Here is a 25,730-nt window from a genome sequence, read left to right on the forward strand (position 1 = left end):
TCACTCCTCTGGCGGCAGCAGGCGGACGGCGTCCGGCGAAATCGACAGTCCGACCCGATCCCCGGCGCTGGCGCGCACCGTATTCGGCGCATCGACGGTGAGCGGCCGATCGGATGCGCCGCTGACGACCAGCCGCTGCCGATCACCGATGAAGCTGACGCTGTCGATGCTGCCCGAAAGCGGCGCACTGCTGGGCTCCACAATGTGGATGGTTTCGGGGCGGATCATGGCGACCGCCGCCGGCATATCCGCGGCGCCGGCAACCGGCTGGCGCCCTCCTGGCAATACCAGATGACCGTTCTCGATCGCGGCTTCGACGATATTCGCAGCGCCGATGAATTCGGCGACGAAGCGGTTTTTCGGCGTGAAGTAGATCTCCCGCGGCGTGCCGATCTGGGCAATCGATCCCTTCCGCATCACAACCACGCGGTCGCCGAGCTCCATTGCTTCGGCCTGATCGTGCGTTACGTAGATCGTGGTGATCCCGAGCGCGCGCAGCAAACGGTTGAGCTCACCGCGCAGCCGGTCGCGCAATGCCGCGTCGAGCGCGGTCAGTGGCTCATCGAGCAGCAAAATGCCCGGCCGGATCGCAACCGCGCGCGCCAGCGCCACGCGCTGACGCTGGCCGCCGGAAAGCTGATCGATGCGGCGGTTTTCCAGCCCGGAGATGTTGGTCAGCGCAACCAGTTCGGCGACGCGCGACGCACGCTCCTTGTCGGGTACGCCGCGAATCTTCAGGCCGTAGCCGATATTGTCGGCGACGCTCATGTTGGGAAACAGCGCGTAGGACTGAAACACCATGCCGACATTGCGCCGCTCGATCGGCACCGGCGTCATGTCCTTGCCGTCGAACAGCACCCTGCCGCCGGCGTCGGGCAATTCGAGGCCGGCGATGATGCGCAGCATGGTGGTCTTGCCGCAACCGGAAGGACCGAGCAGCACCAGCGTTTCGCCGCGGGCGATATCGAGGGTCGCAGGTTCAAGCGCGTGCGTTCCGTCGGCAAAAGTCTTGCCGCAGGTCTCGACACGCACGGAGGCGCCATGTCCGGCCTGCGTCATCATCGCTTCTGTTCCTTCTCGGCAAACAATTGCATCGCGACCAGAAGCGGGATGATCATCACGAAAAAGATCAGCGTATAAGCCGAGGCCACCTCCAGCCGCATCGAGGCGTAGCTGTCGGCGAGCCCGATCGGCAGCGTCTTGGTGAGCGGGGTGTGGAGCATCCAGGTGAGGTTGAACTCGCCAAGCGACAGCGTCACCACCATCAGGCTGCCCGCAAGTATTCCCGAGACGGCATTGGGCACGATCACATCGCGAAAACGTCGCCACGGCGATGCGCCGAGCGATGCCGCGCCCTCGTCCAGCGTCTTGATGTCGACGGTTGCGAACACGGCCATGACAGAGCGAACCATGAAGGGCATGGTGAAGATGACGTGACCGACGAGGATGAAGAGCCAGGAACGCCGGAAATCGCCGAAACTGCCGTAGGTCAGGAGCAGCGCTAATGCAATCGCGAGCCCCGGGATCGCCAGAGGCAACGTGATGATTTCTTCGACAATCCGCGCCATCCGCCCGCCCCGCACATGCAAGGCGTAAGCGGCGGGTACCCCCGCCGCGAGTGTCACCGCGAGGGTCGCCGACGCGATCACAAAAGACAGCAGGATTGTGCCGGCGTAGAGCTCCCACACCTGCGCTACCCATTGCAGCGTCACGCCGGACTGGATACCGCGAAAGTAATTCACCGTGACGCCGGCGGAAATCGACAGGATCGCCGGCACCACGAGGAACGCGGCGACGAGCAGCGTGAAGATGAACTGACCGGTAAAAATCAGGCGATCGCGCATGGTGTCATCCGGCCGCGGCGACGGCGCTGCCGCTGAAGGAGCGGGCAAGCGCCAGAATGAACCAGGTGATAATGCCGAGCCCGACCGATAACGCCGCGGAGGTTGAGAAATTGGCGGCCAGCGTAAACTCGGTGTAGATCAGCATCGGCAGCACATCGATATTCGTCGCCAGCGTAAACGCCGTGCCGAATGCACCCATCGCGGTTGCGAAGGCGATCGCACCGGAAGCGACGAAGGCCGGCGCCAGCGCCGGCATCACGACGTCGCGCTGCACCGCCCATGGGCTTGCACCAAGCGAACGCGCCGCCTCTTCCAGGCCGACATCAAGCTTTTGCACCGCCGCCATGATGGTGAGGATGACACGGGGAATTGAGAAATAGAGATAGCCGAGGAACAGCCCGTAGATCGAATAGGCGAACACCAGCTTTTCGCCAAGCAGGCGGTTGGAGAGATCGCCGATCAGACCCTGACGGCCAGCCAGCAGAATGATCAGGAAGCCGATCACTACACCGGGAAACGCCAGTGGAAAGGTCAGCATCGCGATGAGGACGGCGCGACCCGGAAAGCGATGCCGCTGCAGAAACATCCCGGCAATGGTTGCCACGATCAGCGTAACCACGGTGGTCGCGGCTGCGAGCAAAACCGTATTGATGAGGGTTGCGCGGTAACGCGGCTCGGTCAGGATTGCCAGATAGCCCGCGAGGCCTTGCGGGCCTTCCGCGCCGGTCAGGACGAGCCGGGCCATCGGCAGCAGGAAGAATGCCCCCGTTATCGCCACAAGCGGCAGCAGGCACAGCCAGACAAAGGACCTATGTGACATCAAAGGAAATGGCGCCCCGGAGTTATGGTTCTGATTGATCAGAACCATAGCTCTATCTCATGTTTTGACGCGTTTTCTTCACGCGAACCGGTACCCACTTCGCTCGAAAACGCTATTACCGGGGCCCATATTGCCTCAGCGGACCTCGGCGAGATAGCGGTCGACAAAGCCTTTTTGCATGTTTTCCATCTGGCCCCAGTCGACGCTCTTCGCACGCGCGTAATCGCTGTCGGGCAGGAACTTCTTCTTGACGGCCTCAGGCAGCTCGATCGGCCGCGCCGGGCGGAGATAGGCATTGGTCCAGATCGCCTGCCCCTTGTCGGACAGCAGATAGTCCATCACCTTCTTGGCCTTGTCCTTGTCGGGCGCGTTCTTGACCAGGCCAACGACGTAAGGAAACACGACCGATCCTTCGCAGGGGATCACGAATTCAAAATTGCCCTTCTCGGAATACTTCGCGCGATAGGCGTTGAAATCATAATCCAGCAGGATCGGCATCTCGCCGGACACGACGCGGGCGTAGGACGTCTGTTTGGGAACGATTGGATCGTTCTTGCGCAGGTCCTTGAAGAAGTTGATCGCGGGGTCGAAATTCTTGTCGGATCCGCCGAGCGCCAGATTGATCGCGACAGCGCCGACATACCCTACCGCCGCCGACGACGGGTCGAGATAGCCCACCATGCCTTTATAGTCGGGCTTGAGGAGGTCCTTCCAGCAGGCCGGCACCGGCTTGCCGCCGAGCGCGTCCTTGTTCACGAACAGGCCGAGGGTGCCGGAATGAATCGTGGTCCAGTAACCGTCGGCATCCTTCAGCCCGGCGGGGACCTGATCCCAATTCACGGGCTTGTAGGGCTCCAGCGCATCCTGAGCCTTCGCCTTCATGCCGAAGGTGACGCCGAAATAGCCGATATCGCCGACCGGATTGGCCTTCTCGGCGAGGATCTGCGCCAGCGCCTGGCCGGAGTTCTTGTTGTCGTGTGGGATGTCGTAGTTGAGGTCGGCCTTGATCGCCTTGAGCATCGAGGCCCAGTCGGCCCATTCCGGCGGACAATTGTAGCAGATGACGTCGGCCGCTTTGGCGGATCGCCAGGGCGCAATCACCGACAGCGCCAGCAAGACAACAACAAAACGGACGGTTTTCATGGACTACCCCGGCTAGCATGGCGACTGAGGACTTCAGCACCAACCGGAGAGCAAGTATAGGCCGCGTATGAAGGTTTTGCGACAGAGCATATTGCTCTGCAGCAAACGGGGATGGCGCGACCGCAGGCATCAACGAATTTGGTCAACCTGTGATTTCCGGGTAGTGTATCAGTTTGAAATTTCGGCGGCCTTTTTCTTGTAAGGTCCGCGCTTAGCGGTAAGATTCGCAAGGGAGAGGCAACCCGATGGCAAGTCTTCATATCTTTCTGACCATCCGCGATCGTCAAGACGCCGCGAAAAATCTCGTGCTGCAATACCGCATCGAGCGTGCGGCAAAATGGATGGGGCGCGTCGGTCTCGTGATGCTCGCCATCGGCATCCTCTGTATGATCGTCGGGCCCATGAGGCCGAACCATTTCTACGGGAAATGAACGGGCTCAAGCGAGATTTCAAACTGATACACTTCCGATTTCCGGTAAGTTCGAACGCGGGAGGATCCGCGCCATGTACCAGCCCGACGGCGTCAAGACGTCGCCCGGGTTTCCGATTCCGGACCGCATGAAAGCCTGGGTGCTGGGGGATCCGGACCAGCTGTTGCTGCGCGACAAACCCGTACCGGTGCCCGCGCGCGCTGAAGTCCTGGTCCGCATCGACGCGGTGGCGATCTGCGCAACCGATCTCGAGATCATTCATTCGGGTTCGCCGGCCAGTATTCAGGGCGGCCTGCCCTTCAACAGGAATTTCACGCCGGGCCATGAATATATGGGCACCGTTGCCGCGCTTGGGCCCGATGTCGACGAGTTCGCGATCGGCGAGCGGATCAGCGTGGAGATTCACGCCGGCTGCGGCCAGTGCAAGCGCTGCCGGCAAGGCATGTACACGTCATGCCTGAACTACGGGAAGCCCGAGAAAGGCCATCGCGCCAACGGCTTTACCACCGACGGCGGCTTTGCCGAATATGCCGTCAACCACATCAACACGCTGGCGCGGGTGCCCGACACCATGAGCGATGCGGAGGCGACGCTGGTCGTCACCGCCGGCACCTCGATGTATGGCCTGACAGAATTGGGAGGGTTAGTCGCGGGCGAGAGCGTCGTGGTGATCGGCCCGGGGCCGATCGGGCTGCTCGCGGTGGCCGTAGCCAAGGCGCTAGGCGCCAGCCCGGTGATCCTGACGGGGACCCGCAACAAGCGGTTGGCAATCGGCCAGGAGCTCGGCGCCGACCGAGTCGTCAACATCAACGACGAGGACGCCGTCGAGGTCGTCAGGCAGCTCACCGGCGGCATCGGCGCCGACTATGTCGTGGAATGCGCCGGCACCGAGGCGACCATCAACCAGGCCATTCACATGACCAATCGCGGCGGAAAAATCTGCCTCGCCGCGTTTCCGCACGATCCGGTGACGATGGACCTCGCCCATCTCGTGAAGAACAATATCTACGCTTACGGCATCCGCGGCGAAGGCCGTAGCGCTACCCGCCGCGCCATGGCGCTGATGGCGGAAAAGCGCTTCGATGCGACCCGAATTCACACCCACACATTTCCGCTCGCCGATCTGCCGACCGCGTTAAGATATGCGCGCGAGCGGGTCGAAGATGCCATCAAGGTGGTCGTCACCAACCGCCGGGTAAATGCGGTTGCGCATGCCGCGGCCGAGTAAGGCCGTCAACGCCCCTCGAACTTCGCCTCACGTTTCTGCATGAAGGCCTTGATGCCTTCTTGCATATCGTGCGTCTTGAATAGCGGCAGGAGCTGCAGGTAGACGTGATGGACGTGGTCGGGGAACGTCTCGTTGAGCCCCATCCGCATCATGCGCTTGGCAGCCTGAACCGCCAGGGGCGCATTGGCCGCGATCTCCCGCGCTACTTCGCCCGCCCGCGCCATCAGGGCCGCGTCCGGCACGACCTCATTGGTGAGGCCCCATTCCAGGGCCTCCCGCGCCGAGAGCGTGCGGCCGGTAAAGATCAACTCGGATGCCTTGGCCCAGCCGATCATCCGCGGCAAAAACCACGTGCCACCCGATTCCGGAACCACGCCCCGCTTGACGAAGGCTGCCGCGAGCTTGGCCGATTCGGCCATGATGCGGATGTCGCAACCGAGCGCCGTATCCATGCCGTAACCGGCGGCCCCGCCATTGACGGCGCAAATGGTCGGCTTGTCCATGGATTGCAGAACGGTCGGCGGCGTGTTGCGCAGATCGAGCGACGTCGGAGAGGATGCCGAGCTAAGGCCGTCGCCACTTCGTTCCTTCCGCAGATCCAGGCCGGCACAAAACGCCCGTCCGTTTCCGGTGAGGATGACGCAACGGACGTCCCGGTCTTCATTTGCCCGGATGAGCAACCGCGTCAGATCATTGAGCATGGGGCCCGAAATCGTATTCATCCGCTCCGGCGCATTCAACGTGATGACGGCGATATGGTCGGCGACGTCGTAGAGCACTTCGCTGGATTCGGTCTGCGTGGCGCGTTGAGCTTGTTCCATATCGGCTTCTCTTTGTTCGTGTTTATCGGCGACGCTACCGCTTAGATCCGTCCCAGGGCGGTCAGGATAACCTGAGGCGTCAGCGGAATCTCCGTGATAACAGCGCCAAACGGCCGGAGCGCATCGTTGACGGCATTGGTCACGGCCGCCGCCGCCCCTGCCGTACCAGCTTCGCCCGCGCCCTTTGCACCCAATTCGGTTTCAAGCGTCGGCGAAACCACATGCCCGACATCGATATCCGGCATCTCACCGGACATCGGAACCAGATAGTCGGCCATGTTGGCGTTGGTGAGCTGACCGCGCTCGTCGTAGACACATTTTTCAAACAACGCGGCGCCAAGGCCCTGCACCACCCCGCCCCTGATCTGCTCATCGACCAGTTGCGGATTGATGATGGTGCCGCAATCCTCGACCACCCAATGCTTCAATAACTTGACGAACCCCGTATCGGTATCAACCTCCAGCCACGAGGCCTGAACGCCGTTGGTAAAAGCGAACGGATATTCGCGCGGGACAAAATGGCGGGTCGCCATCAGTTCGGGTTGAATGCCCGGCGGCAGCGTATCAGGGCGGAAATAGACGATACGCGCGAGCTCATTCAATTCGATGCGCGTCGCACCATCGCTGGCATTCACGACATTGTTGTTGACGATGTCGAGTTCACCCGCCGTCGACTGCAGGATGGCGGCGGCAACATCGAGAATATTCCTGCGCAGCACTTTCGCGGCTTGAAGCGCAGCTTCGCCGCCGATGCCGGCGCCGCGCGACGCCCAGGTGCCGCCGCCATAGGGCGTATTATCGGTATCGCCCAGAATGACACGGACACGGTCCATCGAAATGCCGAGCGTGCTGCCGACAATCTGCGCGGTGAGCGATTCCGATCCCTGTCCCTGCTCGGTGATGCTGGTCTGGCAGATCACCGAGCCCTGGGCGTCCAGCCGCACGGCGACGCCGTCCTGCGATGAAATCTTCGCGCCGCCCACGCCATAGAATGCCGCGCTGGGGTTGGTAACTTCGATAAAACTGGCGATGCCGATACCGCGATGGATATTCCTGGTTCGCAAGGCCGCTTGCTCGGCGCGTAGCGCGTCATAATCCATCATGCTGATGAGCTTGGTCAGCGCGGCATGATGTGACAATTGCTCGAAGCGCAACCCCGATGGCGACGCGCAGGGATATGCGTCGTCAGCAATCAAATTGCGACGACGGATTTCGACCGGGTCCATGCCGATTTTCATGGCTGCCAGATCGACCAGGCCTTCGGTCACCGAGCAGGCGATCGGATGACCGACCGCGCGATACTGGCACATCACATTTTTATTCTGGAACACGACGCGGGCACGGGCGCGGTAATTTTGGGTCACATAGGGACCGCCGACGAGATTGACGACCTGGTTGGCCTCGATCGCGCTGGTGCGCGGATACATCGAATACGGCCCGATCCCCGTGAGATCATCGATCTCGAATGCCGTGATGGTGCCATCACGCTGGACGCCGATCTTTCCCTTGCACCGATGGTCGCGGGCATGGATGTCGGTGTTGAAGCTCTCGACCCGGTCGGCGACGAATTTGACCGGCCGCCGCAGGAGCTTCGATAGTGCATAGGTCGCCATCTCGTCGGCATAAATATGCACCTTGATGCCGAACGAGCCGCCGACGTCCTTGCAGACCACGCGAACCTGAGCCTCCCTAAGCCCCAGATGCAGCGCGGCGATATTCTGCACCATGTGCGGCGCCTGGGTGCCTTGATAAATGGTCAGCCGCGCTTCCGCGGCATTCCAGTCAGCAACTACCGAGCGCGGCTCCAGCGTCACGCCGGTATGCCTTCCGAAGATGAACTCCGCCTCCACCACCTCGTCGGAGCCGGCAAAGGCCTGGTCCACCGCGCCGGCGTCGTGGTTCCGTTCAAAGGCCAGGTTGTCACCGAGCGAAGCATGAATCACAGGCGTCGCCGGATCGAGCGCCGTGCTCATGTCCGTTACGGCCTCAAGCTCCCCGTACTCGACCAAAATGTGTTCGGCGGCATCTTCGGCCGCACTCCGGCTGCTGGCCACCACGGCCGCGACCGCCTCGCCCTGCCAACACACGCGGTCGATCGCGATGGCGCTTTGCGGAGCGGATTTCAGGCCCTTCAAATGAGAGAGCACGCCGACCCACGGCGTGATGACAGCGGCAAGTTCCTGTCCGGTCACGACGGCGACCACGCCGGGCATACATTTTGCCGCTGACGCGTCAATGCGTATGATCTTTGCGTGCGCATACGGCGAGCGCAGGAACACGACATGCGCCATGCGTGGCAATTCGATGTCGCTGACATAGAGCCCGCGCCCCTGCATCAGGCGATCGAGGTTCGGCCTTGGCACGATCTTGCCGATATAGGAGTTCGGCCGGTCGAGCACCGAGAGCGGGTCTCGCTTTTCAGGTCCCGACGTCATGCGGTACGCCCGGCGCGTGCACGCGCGGTGGACTCGACGGCGTCGACAATCGCCTGATAGCCGGTGCAGCGGCAATAATTACCGGAAAGGTGCTCGCGGATCTGCTCTCGATCGGGGGCGGAGGTTTGCTTCAACAGATCCTGCGCCGCCATCAGCATTCCCGGCGTGCAAAAACCGCATTGCAACGCGTTGCGGTCACGGAACGCCGCCTGCAAATCGGCGATCTCGCCGCTGTCGGACAGTCCTTCGATCGTCTCCACCGATGCATTGTCTGCCTGCACGGCCAGCATCAGGCAGGCGCGCACGATCTCGCCGTCAACGCGAACCGTGCACGCGCCGCAAACGCCATGCTCGCAGCCGACATGTGTGCCGGTCAATTTCAGATACTCACGCAGAAAATCCGCCAGATTGAGCCGCGGGAGCACTGAGGTATCGACACGTTCGCCATTCACTTCGAGCGAAATGGTTATGGGAGCCGTCAAACGAAGGCTCCCGCGTGGAGTTCGGGGCGGGAAAGCAGCTCGGACACGGAGCGCGCCAACAGGACCTTGGCCAGATGCCGGCGCATGGCAGGTGTTGCCTGATGATCCTCTTGCGGATCAAGTTCGTCAGCCAATGCAGACAAGGCCTCGGACAACACAGACGACGTGACCGCAACATTGACCAGTTTGCCGGCGGCCCCGGCGAGCAACGGGCGATCGCCGACGGCAAAAAAGCCAAGCCGGAGATCGGCAAAGCGACCGTCATTGATGACCGCCTGCGCCGCCAGACCGACGATGGCGTAGTCGCCATGCCGGCGGGCGAATTCATGGAAAAAATGGCTGGATTGCCTTGGCGCGACCGGCAGGTCGACCGCGACCAGCAATTCCTGCGGCGACAGTGCCGTCTCGTATATTCCGGTGAAGAATTCCCTCGCGGCGATTCGCCGTTCGCCACCAGGACCGCGGACGACGATGGTGGCCGCCAGGGCGACCATACAGGCCGGCAGTTCTGAGGCTGGATCCGCGTGTGCCAGACTTCCCCCGATCGTGCCGCGGTTGCGGATCGCCGGATGCGCAACATGAGTGACCGCATCCGCCAGCAGGGGCGCGTGGGCCGCGATTTCGGTGGATTTCAGCAGGTCGACATAGCGGGTCAGGGCTCCGATGGTGAGGATTCCCTCCTTCACCGCGATCCCGCGCAACTCGGCAAGCCCCCCAATGTCGACAACGAGTTCGGGAGAGATCAGCCGCAGGTTCATCGCCGGCATCAGGCTCTGGCCGCCCGACAAGACCTTGGCCCTGTCGCCCTGATCGGCCAGCAGTTCCAGCGCATTTTCAACGCTGGTTGCGCGGGCATAAGCGAAAGCCGAGGCCTTCATTTCGACGTGACCTCCCCGGCCGAATATGAGTATTTTCCCGAGATTAGACGGCGGCCCCTTTCAAAGGTCAAGTTTGTTTCTGGAGCGATTATTTAGACTTGGGACTTGTCATGATGCGGCGGACGAAGCACGTTCGCTGCCAAACAAAAAACTGTCGTTGGGAACAGCAGACTATGAAGCTCGGGTTCTTTACCATGCCGATCCATCCTATCGACAAGGATTGGCGGCTATCTCTGAAGGAGGACCGCGAAGCTTTCCTGCTGGCGGACGAGCTGGGCTTCACCGAGGCCTATGTCGGCGAGCACATCACCGACAAAGCCGAGAACATCACCTCCTGCATCGCCTTCATCGCCTGGCTCGCCGCCGCGACGAAACAAATCAAGCTCGGCACCGGCACCGTCAACATGCCGAACGCGCATCCTGCTGCCGTTGCTGCCTCGATAGCGATGCTCGACCACATGCTCGACGGCCGCCTGATCTTTGGTATTAGCCCCGGCGGGCTGCTGTCGGACGCGGAAGTCTTCGGTAATCTCGAAGCGGACCGTAACGCGATGTTCCTGGAAGCGATCAACCAGGTCCTTCAAATCTGGGCGAGCGAGCCGCCGTATAATCTGCAAGGCAAATACTGGAACGTATCGGTTCAAAAGACCCTGATCGAGGATATCGGCCAGGGGTTCATCCCACGCCCCCTGCAACGGCCGCATCCGCCGATCGTGGTGACGGCGGTGGCGCCGTTCTCAAAGGGCGTGACGGAAGCGGCAGCGCGCGGCTGGGACCCGATCTCGGCAAACTTCCTGATGCCGGCCTGGGTGAAGAGCCACTGGCCTAAATACGTCGAAGGTTGCGAACGTTCCGGTCGTCCTGCCGATGCAGCGAATTGGCGCGTCGCCAAGAGCGTGTTCGTCGCCAACGACGCCGCGACTGCCAAGGCCTACGCGACCGACCCGAACGGGCCCTACGTTTACTATTATCGTTCGCTGTTCACCAAGCTGAAACGCGGCGGCCGCATCGAACTGTTCAAGACACGCCGAGACCAGCCGGACGACGAGGTGACGCTGGAGTCGATCTGCGACAAGCTCATCATTCACGGCACGCCCGACAGCGTGGCAGATCAGCTGTTGGCTTTTCAGGAAGAGACCGGCCCGTTCGGCACGCTGCTCTATGCCGGCAAGGACTGGAAGGATCGCGAACTCGGGCGTCAGTCGATGATCCTGATGGCCGAAAAAGTCATGCCACGGGTCAACGCCGATATGGCCGGACGCGCGAAAGCCGCCGAATAGTCCGCTCACTCAGGGAAACCGACCTTGGCTCTCAGCGATCGCATCCCCTATCAGGCTCAAATCGACCGGCCAAGGCTGACACTTCCCGGCGGCAGGAAGCTCGCCGTTTGGGTCATTTTAAATGTTGAGGAGTGGCGCATCGAGAACGCGATGCCGCGCACGGTGCTGAGCCCGCCGATGGGCCAGCCGCTATTGCCTGATGTGCCGAACTGGTCATGGCATGAATACGGCATGCGCGCCGGCTTCTGGCGCCAGTTCAAGGCGCTGACCGACCGCAAGATACCGGTGACCCTCGCGCTGAATGCCAATGTCTGCAACAGCTATCCTCGGGTTGCGTCCGCGGCGCTTGAAGCTGGCTTCGAGTTCATGGGCCACGGATTCCTGCAGGGCCCGATGCACAAGCTCGACAACCAGGCCGATACGATCAAACGCTCGGTCGAGACCATCGCGAAGTTCTCGGGAAAACCACCGCGATCCTGGGAGAGCCCCGGCCTCACCGAAACCGAGGAGACCCTCGACCTCCTGCGCCTCAACGGCATCGAATATCTGGCGGACTGGGTGATCGACGACCTGCCGCAGGATATCGCCACGCCTCACGGCAAGATCACAACGATCCCGTATTCGGTCGAAACCAACGATATCGTGATCCACGCACTGCAGCACCTGCCTTCCGAGCAATTCCTGAAGCGCTGCGCCGATCAGTTCGACCGGCTCTATCTCGAAGGCTCAACCAACGCGCGGATCATGGCGATCTCGATTCATCCGTATATTACGGGCGTACCGCATCGTATCAAATATCTGGAAGCACTGCTCGATTACGTCATCGGCCATGATGGCGTCGCGCTGATGACCGCCAGCGAGATCGGAGATTGGTACCGAGCCGAAATGGCGAAGGCATAGTCGGCACAATACAGTGGCACCTGATCTGGCCACGCTTCGGCGTGGCCAGACGGCTTACGGCTTGCTCTCGTCAGCAACAAACCGACCGAAACCACCGCGCGCAAACAACAGCGGCTCCTGACGATTATAGGCATAGGCCTCGACCGCGCCGAGGAAGATGATGTGGTCGCCGCCATAGTACCGGTCCGCGGTGCGGCATTGGAAATTGGCAACACTGTCAGCCAGCACCGGCGCATTGCCGAGCCCCCGGGTCCAGCTCACGCTGGCGAATTTGTCGCCGGAGGATTTTGCGAATTGCGAGGCTAGCGCCTGCTGCGAGGCTCCGAGAACATTGATGGTGAAATGACTGGCATTCTGGAAGATGGTCAGGCCTTGCGAGAACATGCCGAGACTCCACAACACCAGCGGCGGGTTCAGGGACACCGAGGCAAAAGAGTTGCAGGTCACGCCATAAGGCTTTCCGTCAGCCGCCATCGCAGTAACGATAGTGACGCCGGTCGCAAACGTGCCCAACGCGTTGCGAAAGTCCCGGGGGTCGATGGCCGAGTTGTCGGCGGCGAATTCATTGGCCGGATCAGCCGGATGTTTGGGTGCGTCGGACATCCGCCTGGCCTCAAAGCGTCAGATTTTCGGACGGCAAGCCAAGCGCCACACGTCCATAATTGGTTCCCGCCGCATCGAAATTGAATGCGAGGTGCGAATTCACTGCATGGGCATCACGGAACTGCCGCTGCAACGCTCCTGACGTGAACAGACTGCGTGCGCCGCTCGCAGCAAACAAAAGCGATACCGCATCGGTGCAGAGGTTCACCGAAAACGCGCCATCGCGCCGCAACCTCGTCTTGGCCGCAATATCGGGAACGCGGTGACGCTGCGCGTTCGCCATCGCATCGATGCAGTTGGTGCGCATGATCAGGCGTGCGGCATCGATCTTGGCGGAGGCCTCCGCGATCTTGATTTGCGTGGTCTGCATATCGCTGACCTTGGCGCGATTATAGGTCGAAGCCCGGTGACGCGCTAATTCGACATAGTCGTTCAGGCACGCCTGCGCGTTGCCGAGACCGACACCGGACAGCACGTACGGAAACAGGGAAAATACCGGCAGCGCATAGAGCGCATTTGGATTGACGGCGCTCCCGGGTGTCGGTCCGCCCGTGAGATCGCTCACGGAAATCGTCATCGGTTCAGCAACAAAGGCAGCCGTCACCCTGACATCGTTCGATCCGGTGCCACAGAGGCCGGTCGCGTTCCAGGTATCATTGATCTTGTAATCGCGCCTGTTGAGCAGGAATATCCGGTATTCGATGCCATCGGCCTCATCGTCCGACGAGACCACACTGGCAAGCATATTCCAGTCGCAGGACTCGACGCCCGAGGAGAACGGCCAGTGGCCGTTCAGCTCATACCCCCCGTCGACCTTCCTGGCGCGACCGGCTGGAAAAACGAAGGACGATGCGATCAGCGCGTTGACGTCTTTGTCCCAGACCGCCGCTTGCGCACGCGGGTCAAACATTGCCAGCATCCAGTGATGACTGGCGAGGTTGGCGAAATTCCACGCCACGGAAGCATCGGCCTGCCCCAGCGCATCCGCGCAATCGACCAGCGCGACATAGTCAAGCTCGGATCCGCCGACACGTTTGGGCTGCAAAATCCGGAACAGGCCGGTATCGTGCAAATCACGCTCGGTTTCCGGCGGCAAGCGCCGCAGTTCTTCGGTTCTCTGGGCGCGGTCGCGCAACTCTGGAATCAGCGCCCTGGCGCGAGCGATCATGGCGGCATGGTTGCCCGGCCCCTCCCCGGCGGGCGAACCAGCATCTGGCCTGTGGCCGTCTCCCGTCATTGACGTTACCTCGGACGTTCCTCGCTCGCTACGTGTTCTGCGTTCTGATGCGGCCGAGCTTGGCCAGTCTATCGTCTGGTCACCAATGATCAAGGCACGCGGCGAACATGGCTACTCCGCCATATTATGCTGCTGCCAGCGTAACAGATATGCCTGCAATCGCCAGATGACCGCCGACAGCGCAACGCCAACCAGCATCCCCTACCCTATCTTTCACGGCCTCAAGAACCACGAGGGGAAAGGTGTTGAGATTGTCGGCGAGGCGCGTCCCGCGCGGAGGAAGTTGAAAGAGGTCTCCAACTGAGGCGGCCTCTTGCTGGCCAGACAGTCTTAATGCCCTCGATACTTTTCGGCTGGCCCCCATTGGCCGCATTTATTTCGGCAATATCCGTATGGGTACGCGTTCCAAAGCCCGCGCTCCTTTAGGTTTGCTCGGCACTGATTGAGGCATGCGAGGCCCCTGTCGTGCGCCGAGGCGGGGACGACAGCGGCTAAAAGTACGATGCCTATGCCACCGGCTATTGTAGCGATCCAATTTGAACGCATCATGGAGCGTCCTCCAACTGGGGTCACCAACTGAGGCGGCCTTAGTACAAGGCGAGCGCAATACCAAAGCACGCGAACAGCGTCGCCGGGCTGAGCGTCACGTAGACCAGAGCCTCTTCCTTGCATTTTTTCAGATCGTGCATTTGGCTTCAATGCCGATGCCGGAGACTGGTTCCTACAAGCGGCCAGGGAACTAGGTTCTGGGTAGGAGAACTACGGGGCTTAGGCCAAGCTTGGGTCGGCCGGACCAAAAGGGACCACTCCTAAAATTGTAAGGGGACCATTCACCATGTAATTGAATGGAAACGGGCCAGTACCCGAACGTTGCAGTACCTAGACGCACCCATTCGACAAGCGGGACGGCGCGCAAGACTTGTGAAGTGCGAGCCACCAATGACCGTGATCAAACGCCGGGATGGGAGCGGTGTCGAGGAACGTCCGACGATGAAGTTCGGCGAGCGAATCCGCGACATCATCGTCCCGCCCATCAACCTCTCGAATTCGGTACATTGGCGAGACTCTACAGACCTGATAGTTGTTGTTTGAGTCCACACGCTAACGAGCCATCGATGAGAATTCGTGACGCTGTCCCGAACGATGCCTCCGCCGCGTGCGAGGTGATGCGGCGCTCCATCACAGAGCTCTGCGCTGCCGATCACGGCAACGCCCCAGTCATTCTGGGACGATGGCTGAGCAACAAGACGCCTGAAATATTCAGGTCATGGATCCGGCCTGGGAATTCCGTTCTCGTCGCCATCGATATCGAATCCGACAATATCCTTGGCGTCGGCATCCTTGGCGTCGGCTGCGTTACCGATGACGGAGAGATCACACTCAATTATGTTTCGCCTGTTGCACGATTCCGCGGCGTAAGCACGGCCCTACTAGTGGATCTCGAAAAGCGGGCGATCGAGCGCGGTAACAGGGAGTGCCGACTTGAGAGCACGGAAACCGCGCGACGATTTTACCGGGCTAGAGGATACCGAGAAGAAGGAGCAGCCGGACGCAAATTCGGAACCGCCGCCGGCTATCCGATGTCAAAGCAAGTCAAATAACGCAGCAGGGCTATTTGCTAAGCATTGCCATGAAGCCCATCCAGACCGCGCCAACAAGGCCGGTAGCTATGACGGTAATTGCCGCCTTAAAGGCGTAGTTCTGCGCCTGCTCTACGCTCTTCCGCCACTTACGTAGATGGATAAAATCCGCTCTGATTTCCTTTCTGTCTTCCTCGTCAATACCAAATGAAGTCAGGATGGCCGTGACGGTCTTGACCATCGCTTCATCCAATGTGTTATCGTTTACCCTACGCTGCTCGGCCAGCACCCCATGGACAGTGCTCCTGATTTCGTCCGGGCCCATCGCTTGATGATCCTCGCAACGTGCTAGCGACCGGATTTCAGTACGTGATTTGGCCATGCCGGTGAATTTCCGCAATCAGGAAGAGCCGACACCAATGAATCGGCATCTGATTTTGCAGTGCACTATATATCCATGTTGGGCATCGCGACGACTCCGAAAGGTGGTAGTGTCGAAACGTCGTTCGATGCCGTCATCGCGCGAAGAGCTTTCTTCGGCCTTGATCCTGATCCGTGTTCTCTGCTTTAGAACGACCAACAATACGGGCCGGCCAATCGCGCGGCTTTTGGAGGAATACGATGAACCTACCCGTCCGCGCGAATCCGCGCCCTCAGCCTTCCGACTCACCGCGCGGCCTGGCGCTGTTGCGCGATCCGCTGCTGAACAAGGGCACGGCATTCACCGAGCAGGAACGCGACGCGCTCGGATTGCGCGGCTTCCTGCCGGCGCACGTATTTTCGATGCAGACGCAGGTCGAGCGCGTAATGGCCAATTTGCGCGAATTGCCCAACGACCTCGCCAAATATGTGGCGCTGAACGAACTGCACGACCGCAACGAAGCCCTGTTCTTCCGCGTCGTGTCCGACAACATCGATGAAATCCAGCCGCTGATCTACACCCCGACGGTAGGCCTCGCCTGCCAGCGCTTCGGCTACATCTTCCAGCGGCCGCGCGGCCTGTTCATCGCGGCCTGCGATCGCGGGCGTATTGCCGAGCTTTTGGCCAACTGGCCCTATTCGACCAAACTGATCGTGGTCACCGACGGCGAGCGTATCCTGGGCCTCGGCGACCTCGGCGCCAATGGCATGGGCATTCCGGTCGGCAAGCTGTCGCTCTATTCCGCCTGCGCCGGCATTCATCCGGAGCTCTGCCTGCCGGTGGTGCTCGATGTCGGCACCAACAATGAGGCGCTGCTGAACGATCCCTATTATATCGGCATGCGCCAGCGGCGCCTGAGCGGCGCGGCCTATGACGAGTTCGTCGACGAGTTTGTCACCGCGGCGCGCGAAACCTTCCCCGGCGTCATGATCCAGTTCGAGGATTTCGCCAATCACTCGGCCTTCCGTCTGCTGCACAAATATCGCGACGTCATTCCCGTCTTCAACGACGACATTCAGGGGACGGCTGCGGTCGCGCTCGCAGGCCTGTTCTCGGCGCTACGTGTCACCGGCGGCAAGCTCGCGGACCAGACCGTGCTTTTCCTCGGCGCGGGAGAAGCCGCAACGGGGATCGCCGACCTCATCGTTTCAGCCATGATGACCGAAGGGTTGACCGAAGCCGAGGCCATCAGGCGCACCTGGCTGGTGGATTCACGCGGCCTCGTCGTCAAGGATCGCGCCGGCCTCACCGAGCACAAGCTTCGCTACGCACACGATCAGGCGCCGATTGGCGATTTTCTGACCGCGATCAACACGCTCAAGCCCACCGCGATCATCGGCGTCGCGGCGGTCGGCGGTGCGTTCACGCCTGAAGTGCTGCAGGCCATGGCCGGGCTCAACGAGCGGCCGATCGTGTTTGCGCTCTCCAATCCGACCTCGAAGGCGGAATGCTCCGCCGAGGAAGCCTATCGCTACACCGGCGGTCGCGCGCTGTTCGCATGCGGCAGCCCCTTTGATCCGGTAAAATTCGACGGCAAGACGTTCGTGCCGCGCCAGGGCAACAATTCCTACATCTTCCCCGGCGTCGGGCTTGGCGCAACGGCGTGCGGGGCACGACTGGTGACCGACGAAATGTTCATGGTTGCCGCTCATGCGCTGGCGCAACTCGTCAGTCCGGAAGACCTGGCGCAGGGCAGCCTTTATCCGGCGCTGCCGCGGATCCGCGAAGTCTCCGCCCGCATCGCCGAGGCGGTCGCTGTCGTTGCCTACAACAACGGGCTTGCGACCGGACACGCACCGAACGACATGACGGCGTTCATTCATGCGAAGATGTACGATCCGCATTATTGAGCACGCGCGGTTTCGAATCGATGCCGTCCGGCCCGGCACGCCGGTCCGTGGCGGTATCCGGGACCACGGTGCGAAAGGGCAATGGCCGGAAAATCCGTGTGCTCGCTGTCGTGCCCGGGGCTCGGCATGAGTTGAATGATCTCGGCACTCAAGAACACCCCTCCCAAATCGCGACAGCAATCAATCCGACAAGGGCGAGCGATATCAGATAAGCGGTCATTGGCTTCTCGCTTGCAATGAATATGCGGCATGATCGCAAGGCCGATCATTTCGGGCACGAACCCTATCCCCACCGGGGGCCGCGTGCGGTCGTGGATTTCAGCCCACGCCGCGCGCTGGCACGTTCGCGCATGCCGGCTAATAGTGCTCATGGTTGGAGGCTCGGACGGCGGCACGCTGCGACGCCCGTGCGGCAGGCGTTGGGAGACGTGGCGCCGCGATGTGCGACCGCCGTCCGATTCAAAAAGCTCGTGAAAAAGCCCGCGGCGGATTTCTCCGCGCGGGCTTTATGATTTCTGCGATGATGTCGTTTTGCCCCTGATTTGCCCGACGTGCCAAACTATTTTCGAGCCGTCAACAAATTGCGGAAAATGCAACACAACTAATTGGACGAATTGAAACTTCCCTGACCGATTGTCGCTCACAGAACGAAAAACCCGCTGCCGGTTTCCCAGCGCGGGCTTTACGATATTGGCGATGATGTCGTTTTGCCCCTGATTTGCCCGACGCGTCAAGCGCTATATGATTTGGTCCGGCGTATCGACATTCAGGCGAAATCACTGGACGCCGGTTGGCAAACCAGGCGCCCACCAGAGCGCAAGGAGGCCATCGATGTTTTTCGTTGCTACCGTGCTCGCAATCCTGTCGGGCCTGTTCTATGCGGCAAGCCACCATGAGATCGGCTCACTGGGTGTCACGATGTGCCAGTATGGCAGCCCGTTCTGCGACAACCCGCTGCTCGTCCTGACGGGAGCAGGTCTTGCCGCATGCTGGGGCGCATTCGTCAGCGTCCGCTGACGTCGCTGCCTTTACGAATTTTCGTGATGATGCCCCTATGCCCCTGATTTGCCCGACGTGTCAAATTCAGGATGGCCCGATGCCCCCTCCGGGCGTCGGGCCCGGCGGCGCAGGACCGCAATCTGGAACCTCAACGCGTTTCCGGATTGGCCGGATAAATCGGCTTTGGCCCGGCCGGATCAGGCTCCAGCCTCGGGTTCGGTTCGCTCGGCACGACGCTGGCCTCGGCCGCGCGGGCAGCCTCGCCGGTGGTGCCGTAGTGGGCCATCGCTGCGGTTTGCACCTTGGGCTTGTTCCTGGGCCCGTGATCGACGATCAGCATGCCGAGCACGCCCAGAACAGCAATCGCAATCGCGACCAGCAGCGGTATCCCGCCGCTTCGCATCGAATGATTTTCTCTCGATTGATCGTTCGTCATTTCGACGTCCCGGGTTGATTTCCTCTGATGAAATCAAATCCCATCGACGACGATGGTTCCGCTTCCGGACCATTGGGCGGCAAAGCCAGCGCGGAACAAAATTCTCTCTCAGGTATTGTTCCATCAGACCGTTATTTGACGGCCTCCCGCGGGTGCGAACCATTTCAGTGAGCAGCAAAACGTGAACATCGAACCATCAGAGCCATCGCAACCCGGCATGGCGGAGCGTGCCATCGACACCGCGACCGATGTGTCACGCACGATTACCGAAGTGTCCGCTGCGCTTCGGGCCGCAGTCGATCGCCTAAGCAAAGCGATCGCAACGGCGCGACAACCTGGAAATCCGCTATCCACCGTCAGCGCCATCACCCGCGAAGCGCCGCTGGCGAGCTTGTTCGTCGCCTTCCTGTTCGGTGTCGCAGTCGCGCGACGGCGCTAGCTCTCAGAGTTTGATTTTCGTCGCGTCCTTCGCGGCCGACATCACGCCGCCCGTGATCTGGCGCATATGCTCGCCGGCGTTGGTGAACTGGCTTCGTAGGAATTCCGACTGGATGCGCATCGCTTCCTGGAGATCGGTCGCATGAACCAGCTTGCGGGCATGCTCGAACGCAGCCTTCATGTTCTGCTCGGTGAAGGACAACGCCTGCTTGGAAATCTCGGTGCCCGCGCCCGGCATCGAGGTCATCGACTTGCCGGCAGCATCGAAGAACATGCCGAACGCCTTTTCTGCCTGATCAATGGTTTTTTCGGCCAGATCGCGCAGTTCGGCCGGAACTTCGATTTTCGGTTCAATCATGACCACTTTCTCCAATGTCCCCTTCGGGAAGCTAGCATAATTCCGGGCCGCGTCTGCCGCCGTATTGGGCCAAAGCGGCCCGCCATGAGGCCACCGGCAGGGCCCATCGCCAAGGAATAATTTCCTGTCCGCCCGTAACGTTACGGGCGCCCCGCCCGATTCCAATCGAGTCAACAGTGTGGCATAGTGATTCGGGGTTAGGGCTCAACTGTCGGTGGCGTTGCGTCTCTTGTTACGTCTCTCTTGGGGACTTGGGGATAAGATGCTGCAAACTTTCAGGCCGACGCCGACCTGCACGCGATTCCAGACCAGCATAGAAATGCCGTGTATCAAATGCGGCGCGCAGATGCGGCTGGCCACGATCGAGCCGCGCGATCAAACATATGACGTGCTGACTTATCGGTGCGCGCCCTGTAACTCCGGCGAGAGCTTTCTGAAAGCACGCTAGAGTTTATCGGTTCTGATCAAACAGGCTCCGGTCGTTTGTTTGACGCATGTTCTTCACGCGAGCAGGCACCCCCTCGTTCGAAAATGCCATGGAACGAACCGCTACCCGTTCAGCACGGCGGTCCCTGCCGGTGTCAGCACAGGCCCTTCGTCACGAACCTCGATCATGCCGAGGTCGGTCAGGATGCGCATATCCTCGTCGCTGACGGGCGACATCTTCAGCCGGCGCGCCTGAATGTCGCGTAGCGTCCAGCGAAGTCCGATAGCTCTTTCAAGGCCGAGTTCAGCGAAGGGATTATCCATTCGCTTCAATTATTGGGAGATTTCGATCAGATTTTGTCTTTGCTGCGGCGTATTCTTGAACGCACATGATATTGCGGCGAGGGCGCCGTAGCGGCGGCTTCGCGAGAAGCCACCATCCTGGCCTGTCAACCCGGTACTCGCCGCCTTCAGTACCGATAGGGTTCGATATCCAGCAACGGGAAGGCGCTGAACACGCTCGGCGGATTGGTCGGCGCCGCCGGATGCAGGCAGGATTTGTTCAGCTCGCCGAGACTGGTGAGGCCGAGCAACCCGAGACATCGGATCATTTCATCCTCCAGCAGCTCCAGCATTCGCACGATGCCGGCCTCGCCGGCTGCAGCGAGCGCCCAACATTGCAGGCGGCCGATCCCGACCAGATCGGCGCCGGACGCGATCGCCTTTATAATGTCGGTGCCACGGCAGATCGAGCCATCGACCATGATCTTGGCGCGGCCAGCGACGGCATCGACGATTTCCGGCAGCACATGCATCGAACCGCGGCCGTGGTCGAGCTGGCGGCCGCCGTGGTTCGACACATAGATCCAGTCCACGCCGTGATCGAGCGCGATCTTCGCGTCCTCTGCGGTAGCGATCCCCTTGAGCACCAGCGGGATCTTGTACTTGTCCTTGATCAGCTTGACGGTGCGCCATTCCAGTCCCTTCTGGAAGTCGCCGCCGGTGGCGCGGATCCGGCTTTCGCGGACATAGCGCTTGGCGATATCGCGTTCGCGCCGGCTGTAATGCGCGGTGTCGACGGTCAGGCAGAACGCCGAATAGCCGTGTTCGATCGTGCGGCTGACGACATCCTCGACAAAGGCGTCATCGCCGCGGACATAAAGCTGGTAGATGCGTAACGCATCGGGCGCAGCCTTTGCGGTCGCCTCAAGGCCCGGCTCGGACACGGAGCTGAGCATATGGGCGGCGCCGAAATGACCGGCTCCGCGCGCCACGGCGGCGCCGGAGGCGGGATCGAAGATTTCGAGGGCCCCAACCGGCGCAATCATGACCGGGATGCGCAATTTGCGGCCGAAGACCTCGGTGGAGGCGTCGACCTTGGCAACGTTGCGCAGGACCCGCGGCCGGAACGCGATCTCGTCCAACGCCATACGGTTGCGCCGCATGGTGGTTTCGGTCTCCGAGGCGCCGACGATGTAGTCCCAGGCGTTCTGGTTCAGGCGGGCGCGAGCTTTCTTGACGAATTCGTGGAGATTCTGGAATTCTTCGCCGCTGGCACCCAGCTCGACATTTCTCGTCGGCCGGATGGGGGTCCCGTCATTCATGGTGTTTCTCTCCCGTTTTGGCGGCACATTAGCCGCAGAAACGGGAAAAGCTACCGCTTTGAACGGGTTATTCCGGTGCGAGAACGGAGGGCTGCTATTCGCTGAAGAGGTGCATCGGCGAGGGGTGGAAAATTCCCGCGCCCGAAACCTGGGACGCGATCAGGAAGGCCGCCATCACGGCCGGCACGCTGACGAACCGCAGAAATTGATCAATCGAAAGCATGAATGTCGTCCCCAAAGGTGCTTCAGGCGCGAATTCAGTTCGCCCCTTGTGTCGTGCGCTGATCGGTCGTGAAAAGCTGGTCGGTATAGGCCGCCCCGGAAATCGTGAGCAGCGCAAGAAGCGAGATGAAGGCCAGCGTTTTCATGGCGCCAGCGTCGATCTCGATTGTGGCCGAAAACGTTAGAGTTCGGCGCCTTTTCGGGACCAACACAAGGGGACTTCGTGGCCGCGCACTCCCGCTTCGCGGCCACCGTTCGACTGGAAAAAATGCGTTTGCGCAGGCACGACGGAGCCTTGCTGCGCCTGCCCCGCCTGCAAATCGCTTCGGCTCAGGCGGTATTTCCGGCCTTACCGAAAGCCCCCGCCTCGGCCAAGGCCGCAATGCTGCGGTCATCATAACCGAGCGTGTTGCGCAGCACTTCCCTGGTATGCTCGCCGAGCAGCGGCGCGGCGACGGGATCGATCGACGGCGTCAAGCTCATATGCAGCGGCGTTTCGATATTGGGCACCGCACCTGCGGTCGGATGCGGGATCTGGCTGAGGCGATCGCGGCCGCGCACTTCCGGCGAGTTGAAGCCTTGTTCTACCGTGCGCAGATAGCCGACGGGAATGTTGGCCTTCTTCATCTTCGCCATCCAGTGCTCGAGCGTGTCGCTGGCAAAAACGCCGGCGATGATGCCGCGCAACTTTTCCCTGTTGGCGGTTCGGTTTTTCCGATGGGCGAATTCCGGATCGGTGACGAGGTCGGGCCGATCGAGCACCTCCGTCACGAGACGGCGGTAGAGCCGATCATTGGCGCAGGCCATGTATAGCGGCCCGTCGGATGCCTGATAAACGCCAACGGTGGGCGAGCCGTTCGGCGAATTGCCGAAACGGCCCGGGTTCTCACCGCTGATCAGATAGGCCATGCCGTAAAAGCCGGTCAACGCCACAGCGGTGTCGATCAGCGCGACCTCGACCTGCTGGCCGCGGCCGAGCCGGTCGCGGGCAATCAAGGCCAGCAGGATCGCATTGCAGGCCGACATGCCGGTCGCCATGTCGACGATCGGCGATCCAGTACGGACCGGCTCCCCATCCGGAAAGCCATTGAGCGACATGAAGCCGCTTTCGGCTTGCGTGATCGGGTCGAAGCCCGGGCGCAGGGCGAACTCGCCCTTGCGGCCATAGGCCGAGATCGAGCAATAGATCAGGCGCGGATTGGTCGGCGCGACCGAGGCGTAGTCGAGCCCGTATTTCTTCATCACACCGCCGGAGAAATTCTCCACCACCACATCCGCTTTCGCGATCAGCTGGCGCGCAAGCTCCAGCGCTGCCGGATTGGTGAAATCCAACGCAATGCCGCGCTTGTTGCGATTGAGACTGATAAAGGCCGCGCTCTCGCCGCCGATTTCCGCGTGCTCGTAATGGCGGGTATCGTCGCCCCCGTCCGGGTTTTCGATCTTGATCACTTGGGCGCCAAAATCGGCCAGCGTTTGCGTGCAGGCGGGACCGGCAACGACACGGGTAAAGTCGACGACCAGCAGACCATCAAGGGCAGTCGGCTCGCCCTTTGCGCGCGGCGTTCGCTCGGGCAATTGCGGTCCTGCGGACATTTCGGGCATTTCCTCTTATTGTTTTGCATGGCGAAACTGGCGGCCAGCGCCGCAAGAAACGGCTTCGGGGCCTTTTAGCGGAAGCCCGCCGATAACGCCAAACCCCGATTTTGCAGGGCGGGAGCTGCCGCTGACATAGCTCTCGGGCCAGCGCGCCCGCGCGGCTTGCCGCTCCCGCTCCGCAACCGGCCGATGCCCTCGTTGCTGCCCGAGGGGCCCCTGACGTGAGCCTTGCTTCTTATGCACGGAGCCGAACCGCGCAGAGATTCGCCCCAAACACCGCCGCCCGACCCCTGGGTCTGTCCAGGCAGTCGGGCGGCGCGAAGAGTTGAGAAGTGCGCAGCGACAATGCTCGCCGCGCCGTTGCCGATGAGAACCCGTCTCCCTACTCGGCGACCATTTCGCCGGAGCCGCCGAGCTCTGCGGGAAAATCCTTCAGTTTAGGCAGACCGTCGCGCATCGGCAGCACCGTGTCGGCATAATTGACATGGACGCCGGGTGTGAAAGCCAGCGTCGGAAGCGTGGCGGCGAATACGTCGACGAGTCCGAGCGTCGGATGAACGGTCATCAGATGACCGCCGCACTTCGCGCAGTACTTGCGCTGACTCATCGGTGTCTTCTCGAACGTCGCAACGTGTTGCGCGCCGGAGGTAACCTGCACCGCTTCCGGCTTCCACAGGCTGAAGGCATTCACAGGCCCGCCCGACCACGACCGGCACGAACTGCAGTGGCAGTAGCCCATGCCTTCCGGCGAACCGGAGACCTGCACTTCGACCGCGCCGCAAAAGCAGCTTCCAGTATGTTTCATGACTTTATGTTCCTTACAATTTGAGGGTCGTTCAGATCAGTTTCGCCACGGGAGCAGCATCGAGACCCGCTCCCGGTAACGGCGGTAGTCGTCACCGAACATCGCGGTGAGATCGCGCTCTTCCAGCAGAATGCCGACGAAGATATACGCCGTCGTCACCGCCGCAAACAACAGGTGTCCCGCGGTCATCGTCGGCGCCGCCCAAAAGGCGATGATGAAGCCGAGGTAAATCGGATGCCGCACAAAATTGTAGAGCAGCGGCGTCCGGAACACCGGCGACGACATCTCCCGTCCGGCAAGATGGTTGGCAACCTGGTGCAATCCGAACAGTTCGAAATGATTGATCAGGAAGGTGCTGGTGAAAACGATCACCCAGCCGACGAACGACAATCCGGTAACAACCGCGGCCATTTCCGGCTCCTCGACGTGCCAGATCACCGCCGGCATCGGACGCCACTGCCAGAACAGCAGGAGCAGCGTCAGGCTTGCGAGCAGCACATAGGTGCTGCGCTCGACCGGTTCGGGAATAAACCGCGTCCACCATTGTTTAAACGATTTGCGCGCCATCACGCTGTGCTGGAGGGCAAACAACGACATCAGTGCGAGATTGATCGCGAACGCTTCAAATACGCGAGATTTCGCACCGGTATCGATGGCTTTCGGCACAACAAGGCCAGCGACGAAGCCGATGGCATACAGAATCGTGAAGAGAAATGTGAGATAGGCCACAGCGCCGAACAGAAATGCAGTCAATTTGAGCATTCGGTTACCCGGCGCCGCCGGGCCAAGGGCATCGACTTCGGTCATAAAAATGTCTCCGCTGCAGGCAATTGGATCGCAACTCCCGGTTTATGCGGGATACACGACCGGAAGACTTTGCCTGTTGCTTGAGG

The 25,730-nt window shown here is 61.0% G+C and carries 28 protein-coding genes; 9 read left to right on the plus strand and 19 right to left on the minus strand.

The annotated features are described in order from the left end of the window. The 4 genes from FFI89_RS24150 to FFI89_RS24165 all read right to left on the minus strand — a co-directional run bounded on the left by FFI89_RS24150 (position 1) and on the right by FFI89_RS24165 (position 3,807). Positions 1 to 1,062: an ABC transporter ATP-binding protein gene (locus FFI89_RS24150; protein ID WP_138830099.1), complete on the minus strand. Its 1,062-nt coding sequence runs from the start codon at positions 1,060 to 1,062 to the stop codon at positions 1 to 3. After that, a complete protein-coding gene (locus tag FFI89_RS24155) occupies positions 1,059 to 1,844 on the minus strand; it encodes an ABC transporter permease (protein WP_138830100.1) in 786 nt (261 codons plus the stop codon). The genes FFI89_RS24150 and FFI89_RS24155 overlap by 4 nt, the downstream gene beginning before the upstream one ends. A gap of 4 nt (positions 1,845 to 1,848) precedes the next feature. After that, a complete protein-coding gene (locus tag FFI89_RS24160) occupies positions 1,849 to 2,664 on the minus strand; it encodes an ABC transporter permease (protein WP_138830101.1) in 816 nt (271 codons plus the stop codon). 135 nt (positions 2,665 to 2,799) lie between these two features. Further along, complete coding sequence (locus tag FFI89_RS24165; RefSeq protein ID WP_138830102.1) at positions 2,800 to 3,807, minus strand: ABC transporter substrate-binding protein; 1,008 nt, start codon at positions 3,805 to 3,807, stop codon at positions 2,800 to 2,802. 245 nt (positions 3,808 to 4,052) lie between these two features. On the opposite strand from FFI89_RS24165, the gene FFI89_RS24170 reads away from it, so the two are divergent. Continuing rightward, the gene (locus FFI89_RS24170) at positions 4,053 to 4,238 is read left to right on the plus strand and encodes a hypothetical protein (RefSeq protein ID WP_138830103.1); all 186 of its coding nucleotides are present in this window, start codon (positions 4,053 to 4,055) and stop codon (positions 4,236 to 4,238) included. 73 nt (positions 4,239 to 4,311) lie between these two features. After that, positions 4,312 to 5,466, plus strand: coding sequence for a zinc-binding dehydrogenase (locus FFI89_RS24175; protein ID WP_138830104.1), 1,155 nt, complete (start codon positions 4,312 to 4,314; stop codon positions 5,464 to 5,466). Between the two features lie 5 nt (positions 5,467 to 5,471). Here the strand turns inward: FFI89_RS24175 and FFI89_RS24180 are convergent, their stop codons facing one another. From FFI89_RS24180 to FFI89_RS24195, 4 genes are read right to left on the minus strand one after another with little or no spacing between them, the layout of a single operon-like run. Further along, complete coding sequence (locus FFI89_RS24180; protein WP_138830105.1) at positions 5,472 to 6,287, minus strand: enoyl-CoA hydratase/isomerase family protein; 816 nt, start codon at positions 6,285 to 6,287, stop codon at positions 5,472 to 5,474. 41 nt (positions 6,288 to 6,328) lie between these two features. Further along, a complete protein-coding gene (locus tag FFI89_RS24185) occupies positions 6,329 to 8,722 on the minus strand; it encodes a xanthine dehydrogenase family protein molybdopterin-binding subunit (RefSeq protein ID WP_138830106.1) in 2,394 nt (797 codons plus the stop codon). Continuing rightward, positions 8,719 to 9,204: a (2Fe-2S)-binding protein gene (locus FFI89_RS24190; RefSeq protein WP_138830107.1), complete on the minus strand. Its 486-nt coding sequence runs from the start codon at positions 9,202 to 9,204 to the stop codon at positions 8,719 to 8,721. Before FFI89_RS24190 ends, FFI89_RS24185 begins: the two co-directional genes overlap by 4 nt. Beyond that, positions 9,201 to 10,082, minus strand: a complete 882-nt coding sequence (locus FFI89_RS24195; RefSeq protein ID WP_138830108.1) for a xanthine dehydrogenase family protein subunit M — start codon at positions 10,080 to 10,082, stop codon at positions 9,201 to 9,203. Before FFI89_RS24195 ends, FFI89_RS24190 begins: the two co-directional genes overlap by 4 nt. Before the next feature lie 173 nt (positions 10,083 to 10,255). Here FFI89_RS24195 and FFI89_RS24200 point away from each other — a divergent pair, with 173 nt between their 5' ends. Then, on the plus strand, positions 10,256 to 11,362 hold the full coding sequence (locus FFI89_RS24200) for an LLM class flavin-dependent oxidoreductase (RefSeq protein ID WP_138830109.1): 1,107 nt from the start codon (positions 10,256 to 10,258) through the stop codon (positions 11,360 to 11,362). A 24-nt stretch (positions 11,363 to 11,386) separates the two neighbouring features. Next, entirely contained in the window at positions 11,387 to 12,262 is an 876-nt protein-coding gene (locus FFI89_RS24205) for a polysaccharide deacetylase family protein (RefSeq protein WP_138830110.1), read from the plus strand. 54 nt (positions 12,263 to 12,316) lie between these two features. Here FFI89_RS24205 and FFI89_RS24210 read toward each other — a convergent pair whose 3' ends face one another. Then, on the minus strand, positions 12,317 to 12,865 hold the full coding sequence (locus FFI89_RS24210; protein WP_138830111.1) for a flavin reductase family protein: 549 nt from the start codon (positions 12,863 to 12,865) through the stop codon (positions 12,317 to 12,319). 10 nt (positions 12,866 to 12,875) lie between these two features. After that, positions 12,876 to 14,102, minus strand: a complete 1,227-nt coding sequence (locus FFI89_RS24215) for an acyl-CoA dehydrogenase family protein (protein WP_138835631.1) — start codon at positions 14,100 to 14,102, stop codon at positions 12,876 to 12,878. A 939-nt stretch (positions 14,103 to 15,041) separates the two neighbouring features. On the opposite strand from FFI89_RS24215, the gene FFI89_RS34550 reads away from it, so the two are divergent. Together FFI89_RS34550 and FFI89_RS24230 are read left to right on the plus strand one after the other, a co-directional pair. Further along, positions 15,042 to 15,194 carry a hypothetical protein gene (locus FFI89_RS34550; RefSeq protein WP_168213022.1) on the plus strand — a complete coding sequence of 51 codons (153 nt, stop codon included), beginning with the start codon at positions 15,042 to 15,044 and terminating at the stop codon, positions 15,192 to 15,194. A 23-nt stretch (positions 15,195 to 15,217) separates the two neighbouring features. After that, a complete protein-coding gene (locus FFI89_RS24230; protein ID WP_138830112.1) occupies positions 15,218 to 15,703 on the plus strand; it encodes a GNAT family N-acetyltransferase in 486 nt (161 codons plus the stop codon). Positions 15,704 to 15,713: 10 nt separating this feature from the next. On the opposite strand, the gene FFI89_RS24235 is transcribed toward FFI89_RS24230, so the two are convergent. Beyond that, entirely contained in the window at positions 15,714 to 16,064 is a 351-nt protein-coding gene (locus FFI89_RS24235; RefSeq protein ID WP_371721675.1) for a hypothetical protein, read from the minus strand. 296 nt (positions 16,065 to 16,360) lie between these two features. Here FFI89_RS24235 and FFI89_RS24240 point away from each other — a divergent pair, with 296 nt between their 5' ends. Then, positions 16,361 to 17,953, plus strand: a complete 1,593-nt coding sequence (locus FFI89_RS24240; RefSeq protein ID WP_138835636.1) for an NAD-dependent malic enzyme — start codon at positions 16,361 to 16,363, stop codon at positions 17,951 to 17,953. A gap of 831 nt (positions 17,954 to 18,784) precedes the next feature. After that, the gene (locus tag FFI89_RS24245) at positions 18,785 to 18,970 is read left to right on the plus strand and encodes a hypothetical protein (protein WP_079587755.1); all 186 of its coding nucleotides are present in this window, start codon (positions 18,785 to 18,787) and stop codon (positions 18,968 to 18,970) included. Positions 18,971 to 19,100: 130 nt separating this feature from the next. Here FFI89_RS24245 and FFI89_RS24250 read toward each other — a convergent pair whose 3' ends face one another. Then, positions 19,101 to 19,388: a hypothetical protein gene (locus FFI89_RS24250; protein WP_138830113.1), complete on the minus strand. Its 288-nt coding sequence runs from the start codon at positions 19,386 to 19,388 to the stop codon at positions 19,101 to 19,103. 217 nt (positions 19,389 to 19,605) lie between these two features. Here FFI89_RS24250 and FFI89_RS24255 point away from each other — a divergent pair, with 217 nt between their 5' ends. Then, the gene (locus tag FFI89_RS24255) at positions 19,606 to 19,827 is read left to right on the plus strand and encodes a hypothetical protein (RefSeq protein WP_371722531.1); all 222 of its coding nucleotides are present in this window, start codon (positions 19,606 to 19,608) and stop codon (positions 19,825 to 19,827) included. Positions 19,828 to 19,830: 3 nt separating this feature from the next. Here FFI89_RS24255 and FFI89_RS24260 read toward each other — a convergent pair whose 3' ends face one another. The 7 genes from FFI89_RS24260 to mddA form a co-directional block, all read right to left on the minus strand. Then, complete coding sequence (locus FFI89_RS24260) at positions 19,831 to 20,184, minus strand: phasin (protein WP_138830115.1); 354 nt, start codon at positions 20,182 to 20,184, stop codon at positions 19,831 to 19,833. Positions 20,185 to 20,733: 549 nt separating this feature from the next. Continuing rightward, a complete protein-coding gene (locus FFI89_RS24265) occupies positions 20,734 to 20,934 on the minus strand; it encodes a hypothetical protein (RefSeq protein ID WP_138830116.1) in 201 nt (66 codons plus the stop codon). A gap of 146 nt (positions 20,935 to 21,080) precedes the next feature. After that, a complete protein-coding gene (locus FFI89_RS24270; protein ID WP_138830117.1) occupies positions 21,081 to 22,214 on the minus strand; it encodes an alpha-hydroxy acid oxidase in 1,134 nt (377 codons plus the stop codon). Between the two features lie 94 nt (positions 22,215 to 22,308). Next, on the minus strand, positions 22,309 to 22,437 hold the full coding sequence (locus FFI89_RS35265; RefSeq protein WP_256379155.1) for a hypothetical protein: 129 nt from the start codon (positions 22,435 to 22,437) through the stop codon (positions 22,309 to 22,311). 329 nt (positions 22,438 to 22,766) lie between these two features. Beyond that, complete coding sequence (locus FFI89_RS24275) at positions 22,767 to 24,029, minus strand: CaiB/BaiF CoA-transferase family protein (RefSeq protein ID WP_138830118.1); 1,263 nt, start codon at positions 24,027 to 24,029, stop codon at positions 22,767 to 22,769. Between the two features lie 385 nt (positions 24,030 to 24,414). After that, entirely contained in the window at positions 24,415 to 24,837 is a 423-nt protein-coding gene (locus FFI89_RS24280) for a GFA family protein (RefSeq protein ID WP_138830119.1), read from the minus strand. A 36-nt stretch (positions 24,838 to 24,873) separates the two neighbouring features. After that, entirely contained in the window at positions 24,874 to 25,644 is a 771-nt protein-coding gene (gene mddA / locus FFI89_RS24285) for a methanethiol S-methyltransferase (protein ID WP_138830120.1), read from the minus strand. Positions 25,645 to 25,730: the final 86 nt, after the last annotated feature.

Origin of the sequence: Bradyrhizobium sp. KBS0727 (assembly GCF_005937885.2) — a bacterium.
Taxonomy (GTDB): domain Bacteria; phylum Pseudomonadota; class Alphaproteobacteria; order Rhizobiales; family Xanthobacteraceae; genus Bradyrhizobium.